The sequence below is a fragment of the Pseudogemmobacter sp. W21_MBD1_M6 genome, from assembly GCF_052119585.1.
Lineage (GTDB): Bacteria > Pseudomonadota > Alphaproteobacteria > Rhodobacterales > Rhodobacteraceae > JBGQOJ01.
Map to the genome: position 1 here is coordinate 1 of NZ_JBGQOJ010000046.1, position 8,218 is coordinate 8,218.

The 8,218-nt window shown below is 56.0% G+C and carries 6 protein-coding genes and 3 pseudogenes; 2 read left to right on the plus strand and 7 right to left on the minus strand.

Annotated features, from left to right (window positions below):
- Positions 1-105 precede the first annotated feature (105 nt).
- From ACEN2R_RS20230 to ACEN2R_RS20255, 6 genes and pseudogenes are all read right to left on the minus strand, one after another.
- Positions 106-826, minus strand: a pseudogene (locus ACEN2R_RS20230) (IS66 family transposase); the annotation flags it as partial.
- Between the two features lie 157 nt (positions 827-983).
- Positions 984-1,835, minus strand: a pseudogene (locus ACEN2R_RS20235) (ABC transporter permease); the annotation flags it as partial.
- Between the two features lie 3 nt (positions 1,836-1,838).
- Positions 1,839-3,413 (minus strand): ABC transporter permease, encoded by a 1,575-nt coding sequence (locus tag ACEN2R_RS20240; RefSeq protein ID WP_442044665.1) that lies wholly within the window; start codon positions 3,411-3,413, stop codon positions 1,839-1,841.
- Positions 3,414-3,515: 102 nt separating this feature from the next.
- The gene (locus ACEN2R_RS20245; RefSeq protein WP_442044667.1) at positions 3,516-4,628 is read right to left on the minus strand and encodes an extracellular solute-binding protein; all 1,113 of its coding nucleotides are present in this window, start codon (positions 4,626-4,628) and stop codon (positions 3,516-3,518) included.
- A gap of 82 nt (positions 4,629-4,710) precedes the next feature.
- Complete coding sequence (locus ACEN2R_RS20250) at positions 4,711-5,811, minus strand: ABC transporter ATP-binding protein (RefSeq protein WP_442044668.1); 1,101 nt, start codon at positions 5,809-5,811, stop codon at positions 4,711-4,713.
- Positions 5,812-5,865: 54 nt separating this feature from the next.
- Positions 5,866-6,243 carry a hypothetical protein gene (locus tag ACEN2R_RS20255; protein WP_442044670.1) on the minus strand — a complete coding sequence of 126 codons (378 nt, stop codon included), beginning with the start codon at positions 6,241-6,243 and terminating at the stop codon, positions 5,866-5,868.
- Positions 6,244-6,396: 153 nt separating this feature from the next.
- On the opposite strand from ACEN2R_RS20255, the gene ACEN2R_RS20260 reads away from it, so the two are divergent.
- Both ACEN2R_RS20260 and ACEN2R_RS20265 read left to right on the plus strand, forming a co-directional pair.
- On the plus strand, positions 6,397-7,593 hold the full coding sequence (locus ACEN2R_RS20260; RefSeq protein WP_442044671.1) for a tyrosine-type recombinase/integrase: 1,197 nt from the start codon (positions 6,397-6,399) through the stop codon (positions 7,591-7,593).
- Between the two features lie 172 nt (positions 7,594-7,765).
- A complete protein-coding gene (locus tag ACEN2R_RS20265; RefSeq protein WP_442044673.1) occupies positions 7,766-8,092 on the plus strand; it encodes a hypothetical protein in 327 nt (108 codons plus the stop codon).
- Here ACEN2R_RS20265 and ACEN2R_RS20270 read toward each other — a convergent pair.
- Positions 8,093-8,218: pseudogene (locus ACEN2R_RS20270) on the minus strand (IS481 family transposase); the annotation flags it as partial.

Sequence of the window (8,218 nt, forward strand, 5' to 3'; positions counted from 1 at the left end):
CATCGCTGGCAATGACCAACCGTCAAACCGCCCGGAACTGTCCGGGACTTACTGAAATCGCTGTCCGGGACTTACCGTAATCACTGTCCGGGACTTACCGAAACCCGCAGGTGGCGCGCGGCCACCCCACGGCCAGTCATCACGCACATAGGTCCAAAGCCACGCAGTCTTGGTGCCCCCGCGCGCCAGAAGCGGCACGGTCGTATCGTCGCCATGCAACCGGCTGCCTACCAGAACATGGAGCCAGATCAGCCGGTGGGACAGGCTGAGATCAATGCCTTCACGCACAATCCGCTCGGATTGTCTGTTCAGCGGTTGGCGCTGTCCGTATTTTTCAAAGGCAACCATCGCGATCAATTGCGGCCCTGCCCAACCCTGCGGAATGGCGTGGAACGGCGCTGGCGGCTGACTGATCTTCTCGCATGCCCGGCAAGTGAACGTCTCGCGCACCGTCTGGATTACCTCCCACTGACAAGGGATAACCTCCAGCGCCATCCTCGCCCATCTTCACGATCCGGTCCGAGCCACAACAGGTGCAGTTGGTCGAAGCCTCTATCACCACACGTTCGCGCGGCAGGTGGTCGGGAAAGGGTTTGCGCACAGGCTTGCGCCGCGTGAAGGCGCGCACCTTGCTGGTCTTGCCGTCCGCAGCAGTCTGTTCAGCGGTCAGCGCGTCCTCCGTGGCGGCCGCTTCCAATTCCTCAAGCTTCAACTCCTGGATCGTCGCATCCGTGCAGGAAGCCAAGGCGCGCGCCTGCACCAATTCGCGTTCCGCAGCCTTGCCGCGCGGGCTGTCTGCGCGGCAACCTTCTTCAGCGATCCGCACCCTCTCAGCATTCGTCCAGCGCCTTCGGCGCCCGCTGTCCGTAGCAGACAGGATCCCGACTGAGGGTCTGACACTATGGTCAGTCATGACGCCGGATCTAAACCACGGTCACAAAACCAAAAAGACGGCCCTCGGCGAAGGGTGACCCTTGGCGGGGTCAGTCCGGCGACAGCCCCCGCAGCCGCTCTGATCTGCGGCGCAGCAATTCGACCGCCGTCAGCAAGCCGATGGACACAATGACAAGGATCGTGGCAACCGCCAGAATGGTCGGGCTGATCTGTTCACGCAGGCCGATGAACATCTGCCATGGCAGCGTTTTCTGCCCGGCGGACCCGACAAACAGCACCACCACAACCTCGTCAAATGACGTGATAAAGGCAAACAAGCCGCCAGAGATCACACCGGGTAGGATCAGTGGCATCTGGATCTTGAAGAACGTGCGCACCGGGCCGGCGCCCATGTTAGCCGCCGCCCGCGTCAGGCTTTTGTCAAACCCGACAAGGGTCGCTGTCACTGTGATGATCACAAAAGGAATACCAAGCGCTGCATGCGCCAGAACGACACCGATATAAGTTCCCTGCAATCCGACGCGGCTGTAGAAAAAATACATGCCCGCCGCAGAGATGATCAGCGGGACAATCATCGGTGAAATCAGAATTGCCATGATGGCCCGCCGAAACGGAACATGGGACTGCGACAGGCCGATTGCAGCCAGCGTTCCCAATGACACTGAAATGATCGTTGCCATCGGCGCAATCTGAACCGAATTGCGCAGCGCCTGCTGCCACTGCGGGTCTTGAAAGAAATCCCGGTAATGCTTTAGCGAATAGCCGGCAGGGTCGAACCGCAACATTTCCGGCGTGAACGTAAAGAAGTTCTGCGCGTTGAAGCTAAGCGGGATGATCGTAAGGATCGGCGCAATCAGGAAGAAAAAGATCAACCCGCAAAGCGTAAGATACGCATAATGCCAGATGCGCTGGCCGAGTGTGGCGTAGATTGGCAGTTTCATGGCTTATCCCAGCTTTACGTTGTCAATGCCGACGATCTTGTCATAGGCGTAATAGAAGGCCAGCACGATCACCAGAAGAATGGTCCCCAATGCCGCCGCCAGCCCCCAGTTCAACGAGGTCGAGATGTGGTAGGCGATCCGGTTCGAAATGAAGATGCCCTTGGTCCCCCCGACCAGTTCGGGGGTGATATAATACCCGATAGACAGGATGAACACCAGGATCGACCCCGCGCCGATGCCCGGCACCGACTGAGGGAAATACACCCGGCGGAATGCTGTGAAGTTTGTCGCCCCAAGCGATTTCGCGGCCCTGACATAGGAGGGCGGGATGGTTTTCATCACCGAGTAAAGCGGCAGGATCATGAAGGGCAACAGGATATGGGTCATCGCCGTCACCGTGCCGAACTGGTTGTTGATCATCGCCAGACGGTTCCCATCCGCCACTATGCCGATCCACACAAGAATGTCGTTGATGACGCCCTGCTCCTGCAACAAGATCTTCCATGCCGATGTCCGCACCAATAGCGAGGTCCAGAACGGCAGCAAAACAAAGATCAGAAGCACATTGGCCTTGGAAGACGGCAGGTTCGCCAGCAAGAACGCCACCGGATAGCCCAGAAGGATGCACATTCCGCAAATTGTAAGGGATAGAATGAAGGTCCGCTCGAACAGCATCAGATAGATCTGGCGGTTTTCATCCACCATCTGCGGACCGTCGACCGTTTTTTGCATGTCGATCGCATTCAGGAAATATCCGTTGGTGTAACGACCGGCATAAATCTGGATGGTCGTCCAAACCGGCAGATCGGCCCATTCCTTGTTGTCCTTGATGAACAGCTCTTTGATACTGACGCTTTCGAATGTCGGGATAGCGGCCGCGGTGCGGACCAGCAAATCATCCGGCGCGGCAGATGTATCAACACCCCGGGCAAGATCGCGGTAAAGCGAGGTATAGACAATGTCCATCGGTTGCCGCTTGGCGGGGTCTTTGCCGTCTTCGCGGGTCACTGTGGCCCAGTCATCATAGGATGATGCGGTTTCCGGAAGCTGTGCGCGCACGGCAGAATTCTGCATCAGCGCGCCCCATGTTGCAGGGTCTTTCCACGCAGCGTCCAGCGCAACGAACTGATCCGTGTAGATATCTGTTCCAAGCCGGCCAACATCGCGACCCGCCTTGCGGAACATCGAGGAAATGCCGCTTTGTTCGTAGTTCAGCCGCGACCCAAGCCGCGTGTGCAGCTTGCGTTCCGCAGCGATGACAAGATCGGTATAGAGTGCGGCAAATATCTCCTCGCCGGGGGCCTCGCCCGCATTCGGATCCCAGTCTTTCAGTGCAACCACCGTGCGTGGCAGCGTTTCCGATACGATCTGGTTTTCGACCGACCGGAACAGCATGTCGACGATCGGCGCGACAAAGGCGACAAGAACAAAGATCAGCAACGGGGCGATCAGGCCAAGGGCGCGCAGTTTCTGGCGGCGCAGGGCACGGTTCAGACTTTTCTTCAGTGGCGTTCCGTCGGCGGCAAGAACCAGTCCGGTTTTGGCGTCTCTCATTTCCGTGTCGGGCATGTCGCTCATGTCTGTCCTCGTGATCGTCTGCTGCAAAAGGTAGGGAAAACGGGAATAATAGAGTGGGTAGTGAGGTAGAAAGGGGCCACGAGGGCCCCTTTCAAACGGGGTTTACTGAGCAACCCATGCCTGGAAACGTGCATCCAGATCGTCGCGGTTGTCTGCCCACCATCCGTAGTCATACAGGTGAACATTGGCAGCGTTGGCCGGATCTGTTGGCATATGCGGTGCCATGTCGATGCCCAGTTCGGCATGTTTTCCAACCAAAGGCGCCGAGGACTTGCGTGCCGGACCGTAGGAAATATACGCGGCCTGATCGGCAAGACGCTGCGTGTCGGTTGCGAACATCAGGAAGTCCAATGCACGGGCTTTGCGTTCATCGGACAGTCCGGCAGGAATGATCCAGCCATCAAGGTCGAACGACTGCATGTCCCAGAGCATTCCGATCGGCTGGTTCTGCTCGGCGATTGCCGAGAACAGACGACCGTTGAAGGTCGAGCCCATCACGACTTCGCCATCGGCCAGCAACTGGGGTGTTTCCGCACCTGCGGTCCACCACACAACGCTGTCCTTGATCGTGTCAAGTTTGGCAAGCGCACGATCAACACCTTCGTCGGTGCCCAGAACGTCATAAAGCTTGTCTTTCTCGACGCCGTCGCAGTAAAGCGCCCATTCCATGTTATCAATCGGACGCTTTTGCAGCGAACGCTTGCCAGGGAATTTCGCCAGGTCGAAGATATCGCAAACGGTTGTGGGCGGTGTATCGCCGACCATATCCGTGCGGTAACCGAAGGTCGTCGAGTAGACGATCTGCGGCACAAAGCAATCCGACACCAGCAGGTCGCCGAAATCGTCCTTGGCCGATGTTCCGTCCGGCGCAGCAGCCAGCATTGTATCGGGGTCGATTTCCATCGCCAGACCTTCGTCGCAAAGACGCATCGCGTCAGAGGCAACGACATCGACGATGTCCCAGGTGACATTTCCGGTTTCGTTCATCGCGCGCAGTTTTGCCACGGCCTCGGCCGAGGATTCGTCGGTGACGACCTCAAGACCCTCGTTCATCGCCTTGTAGGGCTCTACGTAGGCTTTGACCTGGCTGTTCTGATACGCTCCGCCCCATGACACCATGGTCATGGAATTGGCCATTTTGGAATGGCTTTCTGCAAATGCTGCTGCGGCCGCGAAAGTCGCGCCTGCAACCAGCAAGACTGACTTGAATTTCATTATATTCCGTCTCCTTGTTATGGGTATCCGTTGGTGTTCCCCCCCCCTGTCCCGGATAGTTCGACGGGGGGTATTGCAATGATTAAGCGTCCAGCGCGCGGCAGTCTTCGGCGCGCCAGCCAATCTCGATCATCTCGCCCGGTTTCAGGCGCTTCTGGTCGGGTGCGTTGCGGGTTTTGATGATGAAATCATCTTTGCCAGCCACGCGCAGCCGGGTCCGGTAAATGTCGCCCATGTAAATGAACTCCAGAACCTCGGCCTTAAGCGTGTAGGCATCCGCGTGCAGACGTGATTTATCGAACTCCACCCGCTCCGGGCGGATCGACACGATCGTGCGTTCGCCGGGTTTGGATACGTTCACCGGAACCGTTTCGATCACTTCGCCACTGTCCAGACGAACGGTCGCAATGTCGCCAACGATCTTTTCAACAACGCCTTCCAAGGTGTTGTTCTCGCCAATGAACTGCGCGACAAAACTGTTTTTCGGCTTTTCATACAGCTCATCCGGCGGGGCAAGTTGCTGGATCCGGCCATCCTCGAACACCGCCACTCGGTCCGACATTGTCAGTGCTTCGGACTGATCATGGGTCACATAGACAACGGTGATACCCAGATTGTCGGCGATATGCTTGATTTCGAACTGCATGTGTTCACGCAATTGCTTGTCCAGGGCACCAAGCGGCTCGTCCATCAGAACCAGCTCTGGCTCGAACACAAGGGCGCGGGACAGCGCGACGCGCTGTTGCTGACCACCGGACAACTGGGCTGGCCTGCGATTGGCGAACTCGCCCATCTGGACCATCTCCAGCGCGCGCATCACCTTTGCATCACGATCGGATTTGCCCATGCCGCGCACTTCCAAAGGAAAGGCCAGGTTTTCACCCACGGTCATATGGGGAAACAAGGCGTAGTTCTGGAACACCATGCCGATCCCGCGCTTGTGCGGCGGGATATTGTTGATCGGCTTGCCATCCAGCGTGATCTCGCCGTGCGTGGCCGTCTCAAACCCTGCAAGCATCATCAGGCAGGTCGTCTTGCCCGACCCCGAGGGCCCGAGCATCGTCAGAAACTCGCCCTTGCCAATCGACAGGTTAAGGTCTTTTACGACTAGGTTTTCCCCGTCATAACTTTTTTGAACACGGTCAAACGCGACGAACGCGTCGCCGTTGTTAGATATTGCCACGAGGGGCTCCCTGTTTGTCGATGCGGCAGGTTAACCTGCTCTGAACGCCCCCATCTAACGCGAAGGTTGCCCCATCATGCAACAGTCAGTGAATGAAATTTCCTCGATTTGATCAAAACCAGACGATTTGTATAGAAAATGACCTCGTTTCAAAGCATTTTCCCGAAGTTTCAGCGAATCATGGCCGTTCTGTCTGTAGCCAGACATGGCAACGATCCCGGCGGGGGCCTGCAATCCTGTGAAGACCGACATCAGTCCGGGTCTTGTGATGCGGGAACGGGAAACGGTAACCGCATGGTGCCAGATGAGGGGGCCAAAACAGTCAAAGCGCCCCGGGGGGCGTTTGATGTTCAACATGACTGTGGAAATTTGGTGCGGTCGAAAGGAATGACGGCCGAATCGCACAATGACGCATAAAGTTACTTTTTTCATTTCGTTATCAATAACATAACGAAATACCCTTGTCGCAGGGCGTTGCATTCAAAACCAGAACAACTCATGAACAGTTGGGGGACGCCACAGGGCTAAAAAAGTTCGAGTCCGAAATTCCCTCGGTAGCAATATGTCGCAGCATAGGAGCGAACTATGGAAAAGAATCGGTTGACTGTGTTTCAAATAAAAACGTTCGGTGACGGAAAATTTGAAGATGGCGCCGGCCTCCGGCTGGTCCGGAGGAAAGGTTACGGGACATGGGTATACCGCTATTCATTCGCAGGGCAACGACGTGAAATGGGTCTGGGCTCTCAAGTTAAGCTCACCCTAGCCCAGGCTCGAAAGCTGCGAGACCGGTGGGCAGCCGAACTGACCATCGGGAAAGACCCGATCAATCAGCGAAACAAAATACGTGAAGCAGAGCTCGCTGAAATCAACAAAAACGACCCGACTTTTGCCGAGTTGGCTGATCTGGTTTTTGAAACAAAGAAATCAGGCCTGAGAGGTAAAGGTGAACGAGGGCGGTGGTTCTCGCCTCTCCGCGTTCACGTCATTCCGAAGCTCGGAAAACGCCGCATTTCACAGATACACCAGACAGACATCAGGAACGTTCTCCAGCCGATCTGGCAAGAGAAGCCTGCCACTGCCCAAAAGGCAATCCAGCGCACAAGAATTATTTTCCGACAGGCGCGGCTGATGGGCATCGATGTGGATCCCTTCACCGTGGATGCAGCTCAGCACATGCTCGGGGAGGTCGACCGAAAAATCGAACCTATCACGGCTACCCCGTGGCAGGAAATCCCTGCCCTTTTCTTGAAACTCGATAGGCCAAATGCGAGCTGCCAGGCCCTACGATTTGCGATTCTCACCGGCGTGCGCAGCGAGGGCGTGCGCGGGGCACGGTTCAGCGAAATAAAAGATGACGTGTGGACGGTTCCAGCAGACAGGATGAAGGGCAAGCAAGGAAAAGCGCAAGAGTTCCGCGTGCCATTATCTCTGGCTGCCCTAGCGATCGTCAAAGCCTGTCGCGAAATGGCCCAAGATGACTTTCTCTTCCCGAGCTACAGAAAGGGCAAATACATAAGCAGCACGGCCATCGCAAAACCACTCAATGAAATGAACGAGGCAGGGCGGCCTCATGGGTTCCGGACAAGCTTTAGAACTTGGGTTCAGGATACTGAAGCGGCGAGCTTCGATGTTGCGGAAACAGCCCTTTCCCACACCATCGGCAACAAGGTCGAGCGGTCCTATGCTCGGTCAGACCTGCTAGCACAGCGTCGTATACTAATGGAAAAATGGGGCAGCTACGTGACCGGGAAAAGTGCACAGATCGTAAAGCTGAGGGGTTAAAGCCCAACCTACATCAAGGTCAGATTAGGCATCATCCGAGAGATCACATCTGTATACCTATGCACAAAAGGGATCCATTACATCTCCTGTTAAGATGGCCTCCTGTTAAGTTAAAAACTTATTAATTTATTTGCTCCGTGAACAGCGATTGTGCGCGGAAAGAGGACAGCCTGTGAAAAGTTTTGACAATATCACACGCATCCAGGTGCTGAATGACCTACTTGAACAAGAGTTACATGATCTTGGTCTTTCGGACCTGACACCATCCCAGAGAGATGTCTATTTTGCCGCATGGATGGGCTCGAATGCACAAGGCGAGGTCACGAGCGTCGCGATGAGAAGCCACCGCGGCCTTGCCCGGATGCCGACGGCGACATTTCACCGCTGCCTGAAGGCCCTGGTGGATCTGAATTTCCTAAGCCGCCCCTATGGGAGCAAGGCAAAGAAATTTATCGTTAACGTGTCTTCGGGAAAGTCAGGCAACAGATTATCGCAATGATTACTTGTCGCGTCCCGCATGATTGCGCGGTGATTTGACGAAGAGTTGTGGGTGCGATTTGTGCCAGCCCTTCATCGTCTGCATTGGCGTTCGGCTCCCCAAGGCTGATTGCGGCAACTGCGTGTT

Coding starts and splice junctions, on each gene's coding strand:
- ACEN2R_RS20260 (WP_442044671.1), top strand. CDS start 6,397: ATGGAAAAGAATCGGTTGACTGTGTTTCAAATAAAAACGTTCGGTGAC.
- ACEN2R_RS20245 (WP_442044667.1), bottom strand. CDS start 4,628: ATGAAATTCAAGTCAGTCTTGCTGGTTGCAGGCGCGACTTTCGCGGCC.
- ACEN2R_RS20255 (WP_442044670.1), bottom strand. CDS start 6,243: ATGAAAAAAGTAACTTTATGCGTCATTGTGCGATTCGGCCGTCATTCC.
- ACEN2R_RS20240 (WP_442044665.1), bottom strand. CDS start 3,413: ATGAGCGACATGCCCGACACGGAAATGAGAGACGCCAAAACCGGACTG.